The organism is Cellulomonas carbonis, from assembly GCF_014636275.1.
Taxonomy (GTDB): domain Bacteria; phylum Actinomycetota; class Actinomycetes; order Actinomycetales; family Cellulomonadaceae; genus Actinotalea; species Actinotalea carbonis.
In genome coordinates, this window is record NZ_BMEB01000002.1 from 850,819 (window position 1) to 865,141 (window position 14,323).

The following is a 14,323-nucleotide window of genomic DNA, read 5'->3' on the forward strand; positions in this document are numbered from 1 at the left end:
TCCGGAGGGCGTCGTCGTCGGTCAGCGGCCGAAGAGCCGTGACGCCTGCTGCTCGGCGTCGGCGTACGTGCGGGCCGCGGCGTCGAGGGCCGCGGTGATCTGGTCCAGGCTGTGCTCGACCCGCTGCTGCGTCGTCGTCCACTCCGCGAGGACGCCCGCGAACGCCGTCGCCGCGCTGCCACGCCAGCCGTCCTGCAGGTCCGTGAGGTGGCGCACCAGCGCCGCCACCTCCGCGCGGACGGCCGCGACGGACCGTCCGGTGGCCGCGGCCGCCTGGGACACCTGGGCGCTGTCGACCTCGTACCTCATGCTCGTCCTCCTCGTGTCGGGTGCGAGGACGGTAGGACGGCGTGGACCTGGCCCCCGGCGGGTGGCCGCACGGTCGGTGGACGGGCGATGAGCGCGCGGCCTGTGGGCAGGCATGCGCGGTGGGCCCGTCCGGGGCTCCGCTCAGGTCCGCTCAGGCATGCCGGGCCGGCTCAGGTCCGCCAGACCCGCTCAGGTCCGCCTGGCCGGCTCAGGCCGGCGAGCCCGCCGGCGTCGAGGGGGTCGTGCCGTCGGACCCGGCGTCCTCGGCCGACTCGATGCGACGGAGCTCCTTCTCGAGGCGGTGCAGCTCGGCCGCCGTGTTCTGCCGCGCGGGCTCCTCCCAGGCCGCGCCGAGCGGGCTGAGGAACAGGCGCGGGCGCTCGCTGAGCTTGCGCAGGATCTTGATCCGCGCGCGGACGAACGACTCGATCGGGAGGTGCGCGTACTCCGCGCGCACGTCCTCGAGGTAGGCGCGGTAGCGCTGCGGCTCGGCCGCGAGCATCGCGAGGTCGGCGTCGCACAGGACGGCGCAGTCGAAGTCCTCGGGGTTGGCGGTGTGCCGGACGAGCGCGGTGACGAGCTCGGCGACGCGCTCGACGGCGTCGTGCGGCACGCCGAGCTCGGTGAGCTGGGCCCGCGCGAGCGCGGCGCTGGCGCGCTCGTCCTCCCCGCCGCGGCCCGCGTACGAGGCGCGCTCGGCGGAGTCGAACACGGTGCCGTGGTACCAGGCGGCGAGCCGGACCAGCTCGGGCTCGTGGGTCTCCTCGGCGAGCTCGTCGACGCGCATCAGCACGTCGGTCAGGTGCCGCAGGTTGTGGAAGTGCCGTTGGGGCTGGGACCACCGCTCGATGAGGTCCTGCGCGACGGCCTCGATCTGAGCGGGCTCGGCGGTCGCCCCGGCACCCTTGCAGGAGCGGACGAACGCCGAGGTCAACCACTGGGGTGCGTCGGTGACGCCCATGGGTACACGCCTCGGGTCGGGGGAAGGACGGTCAGCCATGCTAGCCCCGGCGCGTGGACGCCGCGCCCGCCGTCCCGGTGGGCACGCACCGCGTCCGCGTCTCCTGCACCACGCGGGGCCGCGCGCGCGGTCGCCGGGCGGCGGTCACCACCGGGCCCACCGGGCCCACCGGGCCCACCGGGCCCAGCGGGTCGCCTGGCTCACCGAGCGGCCGGCAGCGTCACCCGGACGGTCGTGCCGCCTCCTGGCGTCGGCTCGACCCCGACCCGACCGCGGTGCGCCTGGACGATCGCGGCGACGATCGCGAGGCCGAGGCCCGCACCGCCGGTCTCGCGCCCGCGCCCGGCGTCGACCCGGTAGAAGCGCTCGAACACGCGGGCCGCGTGCTCCGGGTCGATGCCCGGGCCGTGGTCGCGGACCTCGAGCGCGACGGCGTCGTCGCCGAGCCGCCCGACCGCGAGCTCGACGGGTGAGCCGGGTGGCGTGTGGCGCACGACGTTGCCGACCAGGTTCGCGAGGACCTGGCGCAGGCGGTCCTCGTCGCCCACGGCCGTCGCACCCCCGACGCCCTCGCCGTCGCGCAGCGGCACGACGCGCACCGGGCGGTCCGGGTCGAGCGCGTGCACGTCCGCGGCGGCGTCCCCGACGAGAACCGCGAGGTCGACCGGCTCGGCGCGCAGCGGGCGGTTCTCGTCGAGCCGCGCCAGGTGCAGGAGGTCCTCGACGAGCGAGCCCATCCGGACGGCCGAGTCCTCGATCCGCCCGAGCGTCGTGCCGACCTCCTCGGGGTCGCGCAGTGCGCCCATGCGGTACAGCTCGCCGTAGCCGCGGATCGTCGCGAGGGGCGTGCGGAGCTCGTGACTCGCGTCGGCGACGAACCGGCGCATGCGCGCCTCGGAGGCCGTGCGCGCCGCGAACGCCTGCTCGACCTGCGCGAGCATGCTGTTGAGCGCCGCCGCGACGGCCCCGACCTCGGTCGAGGCGGGCGCGGCGGGCACGCGACGCGTCAGGTCGCCGGCCGCGATCGCGGCGGCGGTGTCCTCGATCTCGCGCAGGGGGCGCAGCGACTGCCGCACGCCCCACCAGGCCCCCACGCCGCCGAGGGCGCCGACGGCGAGCGTGATGAGCAGCACCGCGACGCGCAGGCGCCCGAGGGTCGAGTCGACCCCGTCCAGGGGCAGCGCGACGGCGACGGACGCGACGGGCCCCGCGTCGTCGACGAGCACGCGCGCCTGGACCCGCCACCGTCCCGTGCCCGACGTGTCCGGCACGGTGAAGGGACGTCCCTCGCGCGCCGTCACGGCGTCGACCGTCATCGTCGGCAGCTCGGGGCCCGTCTGCGCGGGGCCCGACGTCCAGCGGCTCGACCGGCCGTCGGGCGCGACGAACACGACCTGGTAGTCCGTCGGCAGGTCGAGCCGCCGGTCCCGGGGGATGCCCTCGGTCGCCTGGCGCACGAGGCGGGGGGTCCACTCCTCGAGCTGTGCGTCGAGCCCGTCGACGAGCGAGCGCTGGACGAGCGACGCGGCGGTGACGCCCGCGAGCGCGACGCCCAGCACGAGCAGCGCGGTCGAGAGCACCGTGAGGCGCGTCCGCAGGGGTGCGGTGGCCCACCACCGCGGCGCTGCCGGTCCCACTCAGACGCCGGACGGCTTGCGCAGCACGTAGCCGATGCCGCGCTTGGTGTGGATCAGCGGGACGTCCTCGGGCGTGCCGTCGGGCCGGCGGTCGACCTTGCGGCGCAGGTAGGAGATGTACGACTCGACGATGCTCCCGTCGCCGCCCCAGTCGTACTGCCACACGTGGTCGAGGATCTGCGTCTTCGACAGCACGCGGCCCGGGTTGAGCATGAGGTACCGCAGCAGCGCGAACTCGGTGGGGGAGAGCTCGACGACGCGCCCGCCGCGGCGCACCTCGTGCGAGTCCTCGTCGAGCTCGAGGTCGGCGTAGCGCAGCAGGTCGGCCTCGAGCGCCTGACCCGCCGCGCGCGTGCGGCGCAGGACCGCGCGGATCCGCGCGACGACCTCCTCGAGGCTGAACGGCTTGGTGACGTAGTCGTCGCCGCCGACGGTGAGCCCCTGGACCTTGTCGGTCGTGTCGTCGCGTGCGGTGAGGAAGACGACGGGGACGTGCTGGTCGCGCTCGCGCATGCGGCGCGTGACCGTGAAGCCGTCCATGTCGGGGAGCATGACGTCCAGGACGACCAGGTCGGGGTCGGTGTCGCGCACGAGCTGCAGCGCGGACGCGCCGTCGGCCGCGGCGTAGACCTCGAAGCCCGCGAAGCGCAGCGACGTCGTGAGCAGCTCGCGGATCGTCGGCTCGTCGTCGACCACGACGAGCCGCGCCTCGGGCGTCTGCGGGGCGTCGGCGGCGGCCATGCGTCCAGTGTGCGCCCGGAGCCTGGGAGTTCGCTGGACGAGCGCTGGGCGGCTGGGCGCACCGTCCGCGGGCGCCCGGGCGGGCGGGCGGGCCCTCAGTAGGCCCGTCCGCCCGCCCGTGCCCTCAGTAAGCCCCGCGCTCCGGCGCGGCCTCGATCGCGGGCGTCACCGGCGTCGACTCGAGCTGCGGCGTGGGACGGTTGCCCGCCTTGAGCGCGGCGAGGCGCGCCTCGACCTCGATCTGCTCGCCGGCGGACTCGAGCTCGGCGAACTGCGACTCGAGCGACGACGCCGCGATCTCGGCCTGGCCCATCGCCATGGCCTCCTCGCGGCGCACGCGCTCCTCGAAGCGCGCGAGCTCGCTCGTCGGGTCGAGGACGTTGATCGAGCTGATCGCGCTCTGGACCTGCTGCTGCGCCGTCGCGGCCTTCTGGCGCGCGACGAGCGTGTCGCGGCGCGTCTTGAGCTGGCCGAGCTTGTCCTTCATCTGCGCGAGGCCGGTCTTGAGCTTGTCGACCGTGTCGCGCTGCGACGCGATGAGCGGCTCGGCCTGACGGACCTCGGTCTCGGCGGCGATCTGCTTCTGCAGCGCGATCTTGGCGAGCTGGTCGAAGCGGTCGGCCTCGGCGGCGTTGCCCGCCGAGCGCAGCGCGTCGGCGCGCGAGGACGCCGCCAGGGCCTTGTCGCCCCACTCGCGCGACGCCGCGACGTCCTCGTTGTAGTCCTGCTCCGCGAGCCGGAGGTTGCCGATCGTCTGGGCGATGGCCCGCTCGGCCTCGGCGATGTTGTTCGTGTAGTCGCGGACGAGCTGGTCCAGCATCTTCTGCGGGTCCTCGGCCTGGTCGATCAGCGCGTTGATGTTCGCGCGAGCGAGCTGGGTGATGCGGCCGATGATGCTCTGCTTCTCCGTCATGTGCCGTGCCTTCCCTTCGTCCGTCCGGGCCGGGTGGCCCGCTGACCGGTCAACGTCGCGCCGCCGTCCGCGGTGCCCGGCGGGTCCGGGCGGCCGTGGCCGCGCACGCGGTCCAGAGCGCGGGGCTCAGAAGCTGCCGCCACCCCCGCCGAAACCGCCTCCGCCGAAGCCGCCGCCGAAGCCCCCTCCGCCGCCGCCGAAGCCGCCGCCTCCGCCACCGCCCCCGCCGAACCCGCCGAAGCCGCCCCCGCCGCCGCCACCGCGGAGGATCGAGTCGAGCAGGATGCCGCCGAGGACCATGCCGCCGATGTCGGGGCCGCTGCGGTAGCCGACCTGGCGGCGCCGCTGGTCCTCGTAGTCCGCGACGTCGGCCTGGGCGACCGCCTGCGCCTCCTGCGCGAGCCGCTCGGCGCGCTGCACGGTCGCGAGCGCCGCCTCGGGATCGGTCGGGGCCTGGTCGCGCGCGAGCTGCAGGAGCCGCGCCGCCTCGGCGAGCCGCGTGCGCGCGTCGGGGCCGACGGCGCCGCGGCGCGTGGTCACGAAGTCCGCGGTCGCGCGGACGAGGGAGTCGGCCCGCCCGAGCGCCTCACGCAGGTGGCCCGCGGCCCGGCGGTGGCGCTCCTCGGCCTCGCGGTGGGGTGCGAGCGCCTCGTCGAGCGCGGCCTCGGCGTCGGTGATGGTCCGCAGCGCCGCGAGCGGGTCGCCCCCCGACCGCGCCGCGCCCGCCTGCTCGATCGCGGCGCGCGCGGCCTCGACGCGCGGAGCGACCTCGGCGCCGCGCGGCGCGAGCCGGCGCGCGTCCTCGACGTCCGCGCTGATGGACGCGATCGCCTGCTCGAGCCGGCGTCCGGCCGACGCGAGGTCGTCCCCCGCGCGGTCGACGGCGTCCAGGAGCGTCACGGCCTGCCCGACGGCGTTCTCGCTCGCCCGTGCGAGGTCGACCGCCTCGGCGCGGTCGCCCGCCTCGAGCGCGGCGCGCCCGCGCGCGACCGCCTCGTCGACCTGCGTGAGCAGTGCCTCGGCCTGGTCCGGGTTGGCCGCGACCGACGCGAGCGCCTCGGCCGGGTAGGTGGTGCGAAGCCGCTCGAGCGTGCGGCGCGCGGGTTCGATGCGGGTCCGGACCTCGCGGGCCCGCGCCTCGTCGGTCGCGAGCAGCTCGGGCGCGCGCTGCTGCAGGTCGCGCAGCTCGTCGAACCGGTCGGTCTGCGCGTCGAGGTCCTCGGCGACGCCCTGGCACAGCCGCAGGATCCGCAGCGAGTGGTCACGCACGACGTCCTCGGTGTCGGGCGTCGAGTCGTCGAGCACCTGGCGCAGGTGGAACGCCTCGAGGACGCGCGCGCGGGCGGTGGTCAGGACCTGCTCGAACTCGCGCGTGGCCTCGACGCCGAACTGCGCCTGCGCGAAGCCGAGCTCCTGTTCGGACGTGCGGATCGCGTCGTCGATGCGCACGAGCGCCGCGGCGGCACGGCGGTCGAGCTCGGCCGTGGGCAGCGCCTCGAGCCCCTGCGGCCGTGGCGCGCCCGGTGCGGCCGGGGGCTGCCCCGGACCACCGGCCGGCTTCCTGCGGCGCGACCGGATGAGCAGGAACCCGACGACGACGACGGCGCCGACGAGCAGCAGCGTGAGGAACCCGCCGCCACCCGTGTCAGCGGCTCCGGAGCCGCCCGGGGCCGGGTCGGCGCCCGTGCCGGTGGTCGTGGCGCTCGACAGGCCCTCGGTCGCGGCGAGCGCGGCGCCGGCCCAGTCGTCCGACGAGAGCTGGGCACGCACGCCGTCGCGCGCCTGCTCCACGGCGGCCTGCACCTCGCTGCCCTGCGTCGCGTCGAAGTAGTAGTCCCGCTGCTCCACGGCGACCGCGAGCAGCGCGTCGCTGCCCCCGAGCCCGGACAGCGTCGCCGTCTCGGTGCCCCACTCCGCGTACGTCCGCCCTGAGAAGTCGTCGACGAAGACGACGTAGAGGTCGATCCCGGCGTCGGTCGCGAGCTGCTCGACGGCGGCGCGGACCTCGGCCTCCTGCGAGCCGAGCACACCGGCCTCGTCGACGACCTGCTCGCCGAGGTCGATCGGCTCCGCCGCGCTTGCCGCGGCGGCGGGGGCGACGAGCGCGGCGACCGCGAGGGCCGCCGTCGCCAGCGGGCGGGCCGCCCGCCGGGGCGCCCGCCCGGCTCGTCCGTCGGGACCGGGCCGGTCGTCGGGTGCGTCGTGGGGAAGGGTGCGGGCGTCGGGGACGGGCGTCACACCACGATCCTTGCCCTCGGCGCGGGCCCCCGCAACGACGACCGCTACGGTGACCGCGCCACGTCGCCGCTCCGCAGGAGGTCCACCGTGCCGAGACCGTCCCGTCCGTCGCTGACCCGGGCGCTGCGCGCCGTCGTCGACCCCGCGCTCGTCCTGCACGCCGCGAAGCTCGCCCGGTCGTGGTCGTACTCCCACGTCGGCCCGCGCAGGCTGATGCAGGCGGGCCCCGGGCTCGCGATGTCCCCGACCGCGAGCCTGCGCAACGGCGAGCGCATCACGCTCGGCCGCGACGTGCACGTCGGTGAGCGCTGCTCGCTGTGGGCGGGCGACTCGACGGGCCGGATCGTCCTGGGCGACAACGCGCTGCTCGCACCCGAGGTCTTCATCACCGCGAGCAACTACGGCACGCGCGCGGGCAGCCCGATCATGTACCAGGACAAGGTCGAGCGGGACGTCGTCGTCGGGGCCGACGTGTGGCTCGGCGCGCGGGTCGTCGTGCTGCCGGGCGTCACGATCGGCGACGGCGCGGTGGTCGGCGCGGGCTCCGTCGTCACCAAGGACCTGCCGGCGAACTGCATCGCCGTCGGGGTCCCCGCGCGGGTCGTGGGGTGGCGCGAGGGCGCGGGTCCGGGGACCGACGCGCGCCCCTGAGGCGGTCGGCGAGGTGTGACCTGCGTCGCTGGGACACGGGTTCCCGTTGCGGAGTCGCAGGTCGTGAGCGCGCGTCCCGCCCAACGGGTCCGCCGCGTCTCGCATCGTGGGTGAGGGGTTCCGTCACAAAACGGTCACGGCGACGATGACGGGACGTAACGCCCGGGCAACCCAGGGGGGACCGACCGGTGCTACCGTCACAAAACGAGCAATGGCGCTGGAACGACACCCGATCCGATAACGAACGAGGTACGTCCATGCGACTGGCCCTGGCTCACGACTACCTGACGCAGCGCGGGGGCGCCGAGCGGGTGGCCCTCCTCCTGACGAAGGTCTTCCCCGGGGCACCGCTCTACACCAGCGTCTACAACCCCACCACGACCTTCGACGGGTTCGGGGACGTGGACATCCGCGTGTCGCGGCTCCAGCGCGTGCCGGCGTTCCGCAAGGACCCGCGGCTCGCGCTCCTCGCGCTGGCGAACGCGTGGGACTCGACCCAGCCCGACGCCGCCGACGTCGTCGTCGCGAGCTCGACCGGCTGGGCGCACGGCGTCAACGTGCCCGACGGCGTGCGCAAGGTCGTCTACTGCCACAACCCCGCGCGGTGGCTCTACCAGGCCGAGGACTACCTGACGAGCCGCGCCGCGCGCGGGGCGCTCGGCGTCGTGCGGCCCGGCCTCATGGCCTGGGACCGCCGCGCCGCCCGGTCGGCCGACCGCTACCTGGCCAACTCGAGCGTCGTCGCGGCCCGCATCCGCGCGACCTACGGCATCGACGCCGAGGTCCTCCACCCGCCGGTCTCGATCGACGCCGCGGGTGAGCAGGAGCCGGTCGAGGGCCTCGAGCCCGGCTTCTGGCTCACGATCGCGCGCGGTCGCGGCTACAAGAACACGTCGGCCGTCGTCGAGGGCACGCGCGGCACGGGGTCGCCGCTCGTCGTCGCCGGCACGTCGGAGCCGTTCGCGGACGCGCCGCACGTGCGCCCCGTCGGCGTCGTCAGCGACGCGCAGCTACGCTGGCTGTACGCGAACGCGCGCGCCCTCGTCTCGGTCTCGCGTGAGGACTTCGGGCTCACGCCCCTCGAGGCGAACGCGTTCGGCACGCCGTCGGCGGTCCTGCGAGCGGGCGGCTTCCTCGACAGCACCGCCGAGGGCGTCTCGGGCGAGTTCATCGAGCACGCGACCCCCGAGGCCGTGCACCGCACGCTCTCGACCTTCCCGGACCACGACCGGGCTGCCGTGCGCCGGCACGCGGAGCGCTTCTCGCTCGAGGAGTTCTCGCGCCGCATGTGGTCGGTCGTCTCGGAGGTCGGTGGCGTGCGCGCTCCCGTGGGCGCCGACGCCGCGGTCGCCTGACGACCGCCCCCTCCGTCGGCCGCCCGCGCGTGGTAGGTGTTGAGCCGTGAGGACCCACGCGTGACCGCCCCGACCGTGCCCACGGGGAGAGTGCCCGACGAGGTGCGTGACGCCACGCGTCCGGGCCCCGGCCGTGGGACGCGGATGCGCAGCAGCATGCTCGTCCTGGTGCTCGCGTACGCCGTCTTCCTCGTGCTGCCGGGCGAGGTCGCCCTCGTCGGACCGCTCCGGTCCAACGGGGCCCCGCTCCGGCTGCTGGGCCTCCTCGCCCTCTTCCTCGTCGTGGCGGGCTTCGTGCGGGCCGACACACGCCTGCGTGCCCGCCCGGTCGCGTGGATCGCGCTCGCGTACGTCGGCTTCACCCTGCTCGCGTGGACGACGGCGTACACGCGGCTCCTCGACGCGCAGCAGAGTGCGGAGATCAACCGCTCTGTGCTCATCGTGCTGTCCGGGGTGGGCATCACGCTCCTCGCGGCGGTCGCCGTCCAGGAGCTGCGGGACGCGCACCGCCTCGTGGGGTGGCTCGCCGCGGGAGCGGTGCTGTGCGTGACGGTCGGCGGCCTGCAGTTCGTCGGCGTGATCGACAAGTGGACCGACGTCGTCGCGACGCCCATCACGACGACCGTGGTCGGCGCGATGGGGGTCGTCGGGCGGCTCGGGTTCAACCGCGTGCCCGGGACGACGTCGAGCCCGCTCGAGTACTCCGTCGTCCTCGCCGTCGTCCTGCCGCTCGTCATCCACCTGGTCCTGCACGCCGCGACGCGGCGCGCGCGGGGGATGGCCGGCGTCGCCGCCGCGGCGATCCTGCTCGGCCTGCCGCTCGGCTTCTCCCGGTCGGGCCTGCTCACGCTCGTCGTGACGATCGTCGTCATGCTCGTCTTCCTGCTGCCCATCCACCGCTGGGGCCTGCTGCTCACGACGGCGTTCGCGGCCGCGGGTGCGGTCGTCGTCGCACCGCAGATCACGGGCGTGTTCCGCGAGCTCGTCACGACGGCCGACGAGGACGACAGCATCCAGGGCCGGCTGGGTGACTACCCGCGCGTGGCCGAGCAGTTCGAGCAGGCCCCGTGGTTCGGGAACGGCCCAGGGTCCGGGCCCGTGCTGGAGACGGTGCTCGACAACCAGTGGCTCGGGACCCTCGTGCGCGACGGGATCGTCGGTGTGGTGGGCCTTGCGCTCCTCGTGCTCGGCGGGGCTGCGCTCGCGGCGTGGAGCGCGTCGCGCGCGCCGGTCGGCTCGGCGGCGCGCACCTTCAACGGGGCGCTGTGCGCCGGCCTGCTCGGGACGGCCGTCGCGGCGGCCGCCTTCGACCTCCTCGCGTTCCAGCAGGCCACCTTCGCGGTGTTCCTGCTGCTCGGGCTGGTCGGGGTCGGCGTCGGGCGCGGGGCGTCCCGCGGCGTCGTCGAGGCGGTGGCGGACGCACCGGCGTCGCCCGCCTCACCCGTGGGCCCGGAACGGGGCGCGGCGCCCGCCTGACCGACGCCGGGTCCGCTGGCGGCACTGACCGACGTCGGGTCCGCGGGCGGCACTGACCGACGTCAGGTCCGCGGGACGCCCCGTCGCCCCGCACGGGAGCGCCTCGCCGGCGAACGTGCACCCCGGACATCACGACGGGCGGCCGTCCCCTCGCGGGGACGACCGCCCGTCGTCGTCCGTCCTCGTCAGGCGCGGGGGCCGTCCGCGTCGCCGCGTGCGGTGTTCGCGCTGGTCGTCGTGGACGCCTCGGGGGAGGGGGCGGCCGGGACCTGCGCACCGGTGCCCGCGGACGGCGTGCGCGCCGCTGACGTGCGCTCGGCACGTGCGGCGCGGGTCGCGGCGCGTCGCCGGCTGCCACCCCGCACCGCGCCGTCGACCGCGGTCGCGACGAGCGCCGTCACGAGCAGGCCGACGAGCACGACCCCGAGGACGACGCGCATGCGGTCGGGGTACTCCTCGACGGGCGTCGTGGCGGGCCGGCTCAGGATCGAGGTGATGAGCTGGTCGGCCGGGGCGCCGGCGCGCTGCTGGATGTCGGCGAGCACCACGGGCGCCTGCTCCTGGAGCACGCGGAGCGCGGCGAGCGCGGACTCCGCGTCCCGCGCGGTCGCGCTGACGGTGAAGAAGCTCTCGGCGCGCTGGTTGTTCACCTGGACGGTCAGCACCGCACCCTCGGCGTCGCCCGTGAGCTCGACGTTGCCGTGCGCGATGCTGTCCGCCAGCAGGGCGGAGAGCGTCGTCGTCGACTGGCCGTAGGGGTTGCGGCTCAGGACGAGCGGGTCCTCGGACTGCTGCGTCTCCATGTACGCGGGGCTCTGCACGACGCTCACGACCGTCGTCGAGGAGTACACCGGCTCGGCGGACTCCCACAGCTGGGCCGCGAGGTAGCCGGTCGCCGCGAGCAGGACCAGGGTGACGTACCAGCGTCGGACGAGGGCGCCGACGACGCTCGAGATGTTCACAGGGCTGTGCTCACTTCCTTCCGGGGCGCGGGTGGGCGCGACGAGTCAAGCAGATGGGGTCGGGCGGTCGACAGGCGCGCGCGACGACTCGTCGCGCTCCCACCGGAGGTCACCACGGCGCAGCTTGATCTCCGCGCGGACGCGCACGGCCACCGTGAGCGCGACGAAGACGAGGACGTGCGGCAGATCCCGGACCGACCGCGCGCGGCGCAGGAGGTAGCGGGCCGTCGAGCCGTCGGGGGTCGTCGGCAGGTCGGGCACGGCGGCCGTGAGCTCGCGGTTGCCCGCACGCGTCCGCACCCCGCGGTGCACGAGCGACCTCGCGGTGCGCGCGACGTGGACGTCGAACGTGCCTGGGCTCGTGCGGCGCTCACCCGCCCGGAAGGACCGCCGGACGTAGTCGTCCTCCGCGACGATCGCCGGGAAGGGGGCGACGCGCGCGTGACCCTCGCGGCTCAACGCGAAGATCCCCGACCCGACGTAGCCGTCGCGCAGCACGGGCAGGTCGGGCCAGATCCGGTAGTACGAGCGCACGAGAGCCGAGCAGCCGCTCGTGACGGGCCGCAGGCGCGGGGACGCGGCGAGCACACCGGGCTCCTCGAGGGTGGTCACGAGCTCGCGCAGCGTGGCCGAGTCCACCTCGATGTCGGCGTCCAGGTAGATGCGCGGGAACGTGGTCGCGACGGCGTCGGCCGCGTTGAGCGCGCCGGGCTTGCCCGGTTCGGGACGATCGACGACGAGGGGGCCGAGCGGGTGCGCGCGCGCGATCTCGACGGTCCGGTCGGTGCAGCCGTTGGCGGTGACCACGACCTCCCACTCGCCCGGCCGGGCGTCACGGTGCAGCGCGTCGAGGCACCGGCCGATGACGGCCTCCTCGTCGTGCGCGGGGACGACGATGCTGGCTCGCGGGCTCATGCGTGCTCACCTCCGGTGGGTGCGGCGCCGGCGACGCCGAGGACGGCGAGCCAGTCCTCGGCACGCCGCTGCCAGGTGTGGTCCGCGGCGAACGCGCGGGTCGCGGCGCGCACCGACTCGTCGGCGCCCGCACCGGTCGCGGCCGCAGCCGCCCCGAAGGCCGTCGGGTCCTCGTGGACGGCGACGTGCGGGCTCGCGAGCCAGTCGAGCGCCGGGAGCGGGGTCGACACGACCGGGACGCCGGCGGCGAGGTACTCGAGGATCTTGAGCGGGAAGCTCGCGGCGTTGAAGGAGCTCGCGTCGTACGGCACGAGCCCGACGTCCGCCCGCGCGAGCTCGGCCGCGACGACGTCGGGCCCGACGGGACCGCGCCAGTCGACCCGCGGGTCGCCCAGCACCTCCTCGACCGCGGCGCGCTGCGCGGGGTCGGGGAAGGTCAGCGAGAGGCGACCCAGGACGACGAGCTCGCACCCGGCGTCCACCACGGACCGCAGCAGCTCGGGCCGCACGCGCGGCGAGACGCCACCGAGGAACACGGCGCGCGGCGGGCGGCCCTGCGGCGCACCCCGCGGCACGTCGTCGGGCAGGACGCATCCCGCGGGGACGACCTCGGCCTCGACGTCGAACCGGCGCAGGCGGTCACGCAGGACGGGGGAGACGGCGACGACGGCGTCCGCGGCCCCGACCGCTCGCCGCAGGTCGGCCTCGAGCGCGGCCGGGTCCTGGCCGATGAGGGCCGCGCCGGCGACGTAGTCGTCCTTGACGAGCAGCACGCGCCGACGCGCGCCGAGCGTGTCGAGCGACGCGGAGACGCCCGTCGTCACGACGGCGTCGGCCGCGCCGCCGAGGAGCCGCGCCGCGCGGGCACCCGCTCGGCGCGCGGCGTTGTCGCGGGCACCGCGCAGCCCCAGACGGCGGCTGAACGGGACGGTCCAGGCGGGCTGGACGACCGTGCGGCCCCCGTCCGCGACGACGCGCTCGCGCAGCTCGCCGAGTGATCGGGGCGGCCGCGGCGGGTCGAGGTAGACGACGCGCGCGTGCGGAGACAGGGCCGCCGCGAGGCGCTGCTCGTAGAGGCGGTGACCGCGGTAGGGGACGCTCGCGACCAGCGCGATGCCGGGCGGCCTCACCGGTTCGTCACGCCCGCGGCGACGGGCGCCGGCGGGTAGCCGTCGCGCCACTGCGCGCGCAGCCGCCACGCGTGCGACCAGCCCGTCTCGCGGTGCAGCACCCTCGCGAGGCCGGCGCGGAGCCCGACGCCCGCGAGCAGGAGCGTCCTCAGCACCCAGGCGAGCGGGGGTGCGGCGTGCTTGCGGACGTAGGTGACCTTGCCCTGCATGAGCATCACGGCCTTGCGTGCCGACGAGGACGACGACGCGCCGCCCTCGTGCAGCGCGACGGCGTCGGGGGTGATCCACACGCGCCGGCCACGGTCGCGCACGCGGCGCGAGAGGTCCGCGTCCTCGCCGTACATGAAGTAGTCGGGGTCGAAGCCGCCCACCTCCGTCCACAGCGCGCGTGGCATGAGGAAGAGGCAGCCCGTGACGATGTCGACGTCGCGGACGTCGTCGCGCTCCCAGCGGCCCAGCGACTCCGGGTCGAACAGGCGGGACCCGGCGAAGACGGTGCTGAGCCCGGTCGCGAAGCAGAAGGTGCTCCACAGCGTCGGGGCGCCCCAGCACGACTGCGGGTCGGTCCGTCCGTCGCGCGTGACCAGCCGACCGCCGACGATCCCGGCGCGCGGCTCGGCGTCGGCGGCGCGCACGAGGGCCTCGACGGTCCCCGGCCGCACCTCGGCGTCGGGGTTGAGCAGCAGGACGTGCCGGCCGCGGGCCCGGCGCACCCCCTCGTTGCACGCGCGGCCGAAGCCGACGTTCTCGGGGAGGGTCACGACGTGGTCCTCGTCGAGGTACTCGCGCAGCAGCGGGGCGAGAGGCGGGTCCGACGCGTTGTCGAGCGCGACGACCTCGTGACGCACGCGCGGCCCGCCGTCGGCGAGCAGCGACTCGAGGCACGCGCGGACGTACTCGCCGGCGTTGTAGGTGACGAGGACGACGGACACGTCGAGCTCGTGCTCGTCGTGCCCGTCGGGGCTCGTGGCGGTGAGCGGGTCGAGGTCCCCCGCCCCCGCGCGCGGGGTCCTCCGGTCCGTGTCCACGCCCCCA

The 14,323-nt window shown here is 75.8% G+C and carries 13 protein-coding genes; 3 read left to right on the plus strand and 10 right to left on the minus strand.

Translation table 11 applies throughout. The features are described 5' to 3' along the window. Positions 1-21: 21 nt before the first annotated feature. From IEV86_RS09120 to IEV86_RS09145, 6 genes are all read right to left on the minus strand, one after another. Positions 22-309, minus strand: a complete 288-nt coding sequence (locus IEV86_RS09120; RefSeq protein ID WP_043608206.1) for a WXG100 family type VII secretion target — start codon at positions 307-309, stop codon at positions 22-24. 208 nt (positions 310-517) lie between these two features. Then, complete coding sequence (locus tag IEV86_RS09125) at positions 518-1,270, minus strand: HD domain-containing protein (protein WP_052426392.1); 753 nt, start codon at positions 1,268-1,270, stop codon at positions 518-520. Positions 1,271-1,470: 200 nt separating this feature from the next. Then, positions 1,471-2,907 carry a sensor histidine kinase gene (locus IEV86_RS09130; protein ID WP_052426391.1) on the minus strand — a complete coding sequence of 479 codons (1,437 nt, stop codon included), beginning with the start codon at positions 2,905-2,907 and terminating at the stop codon, positions 1,471-1,473. Continuing rightward, positions 2,908-3,648 carry a response regulator transcription factor gene (locus IEV86_RS09135; RefSeq protein ID WP_188484634.1) on the minus strand — a complete coding sequence of 247 codons (741 nt, stop codon included), beginning with the start codon at positions 3,646-3,648 and terminating at the stop codon, positions 2,908-2,910. Positions 3,649-3,772: 124 nt separating this feature from the next. Further along, positions 3,773-4,561, minus strand: coding sequence for a PspA/IM30 family protein (locus IEV86_RS09140; protein WP_043610576.1), 789 nt, complete (start codon positions 4,559-4,561; stop codon positions 3,773-3,775). A gap of 126 nt (positions 4,562-4,687) precedes the next feature. Then, positions 4,688-6,799 carry a TPM domain-containing protein gene (locus IEV86_RS09145; RefSeq protein WP_188484635.1) on the minus strand — a complete coding sequence of 704 codons (2,112 nt, stop codon included), beginning with the start codon at positions 6,797-6,799 and terminating at the stop codon, positions 4,688-4,690. A gap of 87 nt (positions 6,800-6,886) precedes the next feature. Between IEV86_RS09145 and IEV86_RS18190 the strand changes: the two genes are divergently transcribed. The 3 genes from IEV86_RS18190 to IEV86_RS09160 all read left to right on the plus strand — a co-directional run bounded on the left by IEV86_RS18190 (position 6,887) and on the right by IEV86_RS09160 (position 10,281). Next, a complete protein-coding gene (locus IEV86_RS18190; RefSeq protein ID WP_052426271.1) occupies positions 6,887-7,450 on the plus strand; it encodes an acyltransferase in 564 nt (187 codons plus the stop codon). A gap of 257 nt (positions 7,451-7,707) precedes the next feature. Continuing rightward, on the plus strand, positions 7,708-8,805 hold the full coding sequence (locus IEV86_RS09155) for a glycosyltransferase (RefSeq protein WP_052426272.1): 1,098 nt from the start codon (positions 7,708-7,710) through the stop codon (positions 8,803-8,805). 60 nt (positions 8,806-8,865) lie between these two features. After that, positions 8,866-10,281, plus strand: coding sequence for an O-antigen ligase family protein (locus tag IEV86_RS09160; RefSeq protein WP_152605676.1), 1,416 nt, complete (start codon positions 8,866-8,868; stop codon positions 10,279-10,281). A 185-nt stretch (positions 10,282-10,466) separates the two neighbouring features. Here IEV86_RS09160 and IEV86_RS09165 read toward each other — a convergent pair whose 3' ends face one another. The 4 genes from IEV86_RS09165 to IEV86_RS09180 are packed head-to-tail and all read right to left on the minus strand — an operon-like array spanning position 10,467 to position 14,316. Beyond that, entirely contained in the window at positions 10,467-11,243 is a 777-nt protein-coding gene (locus IEV86_RS09165; protein ID WP_043607338.1) for a hypothetical protein, read from the minus strand. Positions 11,244-11,288: 45 nt separating this feature from the next. Beyond that, positions 11,289-12,158: a glycosyltransferase family 2 protein gene (locus tag IEV86_RS09170; RefSeq protein ID WP_043607342.1), complete on the minus strand. Its 870-nt coding sequence runs from the start codon at positions 12,156-12,158 to the stop codon at positions 11,289-11,291. Beyond that, positions 12,155-13,288, minus strand: coding sequence for a glycosyltransferase (locus tag IEV86_RS09175; RefSeq protein WP_161784056.1), 1,134 nt, complete (start codon positions 13,286-13,288; stop codon positions 12,155-12,157). Before IEV86_RS09175 ends, IEV86_RS09170 begins: the two co-directional genes overlap by 4 nt. Continuing rightward, a complete protein-coding gene (locus IEV86_RS09180; protein ID WP_202595172.1) occupies positions 13,285-14,316 on the minus strand; it encodes a glycosyltransferase family 2 protein in 1,032 nt (343 codons plus the stop codon). Before IEV86_RS09180 ends, IEV86_RS09175 begins: the two co-directional genes overlap by 4 nt. Positions 14,317-14,323 lie beyond the last annotated feature (7 nt).